Genomic DNA, 1,355 nt, shown 5'->3' on the forward strand with positions numbered 1-1,355 from the left:
GGGAATCGAACCCGCGATCTCCTGCGTGACAGGCAGGCATGTTAACCCCTACACCACGGAACCTAATTGCGGGAGTAGGACTCGAACCTACGACCTTCGGGTTATGAGCCCGACGAGCTGCCAACTGCTCCACCCCGCGATAATATTAAGGAGGATAAGGGATTCGAACCCTTGCACGCTTTTACACGCCTGACGGTTTTCAAGACCGTTCCCTTCAGCCGGACTTGGGTAATCCTCCATAAAAAAATAATGACCCGTACGGGACTCGAACCCGTGTTACCGCCGTGAAAGGGCGGTGTCTTAACCGCTTGACCAACGGGCCATAGTAACAAAAACAATCATACAAATGGAGAGTAAGGGATTCGAACCCTTGAGACAGGGTTAACCGTCTACACGATTTCCAATCGTGCTCCTTCGGCCAGCTCGGACAACTCTCCGAGTTTCCAAACATTTATATGAATGAACTCCGCCAGTAGGACTCGAACCTACGACATCATGATTAACAGTCATGCGCTACTACCAACTGAGCTATGGCGGAAAATTAACAAAGCGTGGCAACGTCCTACCCTCGCAGGGAGAAACCCCCAACTACTATCGGCGCTAAGAAGCTTAACTTCTGTGTTCGAGATGGGAACAGGTGTATCCTTCTTGCCATCGTCACCACACTTTATTTCTGAAAAAACTTTCGTTCTTTCAAAACTGAATCTATATCCAACTCCATCAATCTACCAGCTATACAACTCGTGGTTAAGTCCTCGACCGATTAGTACTAGTCCGCTCCATGCCTCGCGGCACTTCCACTTCTAGCCTATCTACCTGATCGTCTCTCAGGGGTCTTACTCACTTAATGTGATGGGAAATCTCATCTCGAGGGGGGCTTCACGCTTAGATGCTTTCAGCGTTTATCCCGTCCACACATAGCTACCCAGCGATGCTCTTGGCAGAACAACTGGTACACCAGCGGTGTGTCCATCCCGGTCCTCTCGTACTAAGGACAGCTCCTCTCAAATTTCCAACGCCCGCGACGGATAGGGACCGAACTGTCTCACGACGTTCTGAACCCAGCTCGCGTACCGCTTTAATGGGCGAACAGCCCAACCCTTGGGACCGACTTCAGCCCCAGGATGCGATGAGCCGACATCGAGGTGCCAAACCTCCCCGTCGATGTGAACTCTTGGGGGAGATAAGCCTGTTATCCCCAGGGTAGCTTTTATCCGTTGAGCGATGGCCCTTCCATGCGGAACCACCGGATCACTAAGCCCGACTTTCGTCCCTGCTCGACTTGTAGGTCTCGCAGTCAAGCTCCCTTCTGCCTTTACACTCTTCGAATGATTTCCAACCATTCTGAGGGAACC

Annotated in this window: 5 tRNA genes and 2 rRNA genes; all 7 read right to left on the reverse strand. The window is 51.5% G+C overall.

From position 1 onward, the window contains the following. Window positions 1-66: 66 nt before the first annotated feature. Window positions 67-139 (reverse strand) — tRNA-Met (locus ADH99_RS02985). 9 nt (window positions 140-148) lie between these two features. Continuing rightward, window positions 149-238: transfer RNA gene (locus tag ADH99_RS02990), tRNA-Ser, on the reverse strand. A 12-nt stretch (window positions 239-250) separates the two neighbouring features. Further along, window positions 251-322, reverse strand: a tRNA-Glu gene (locus ADH99_RS02995). Between the two features lie 25 nt (window positions 323-347). Beyond that, window positions 348-437 (reverse strand) — tRNA-Ser (locus ADH99_RS03000). 27 nt (window positions 438-464) lie between these two features. Continuing rightward, window positions 465-538, reverse strand: a tRNA-Asn gene (locus tag ADH99_RS03005). Between the two features lie 11 nt (window positions 539-549). Then, window positions 550-665: ribosomal RNA gene (gene rrf / locus ADH99_RS03010) — 5S ribosomal RNA — on the reverse strand. A gap of 78 nt (window positions 666-743) precedes the next feature. Beyond that, window positions 744-1,355, reverse strand: a 23S ribosomal RNA gene (locus ADH99_RS03015); the annotation flags it as partial.

This window comes from Granulicatella sp. 572.rep1_STHE, assembly GCF_001073445.1.
Taxonomy (GTDB): domain Bacteria; phylum Bacillota; class Bacilli; order Lactobacillales; family Aerococcaceae; genus Granulicatella; species Granulicatella adiacens.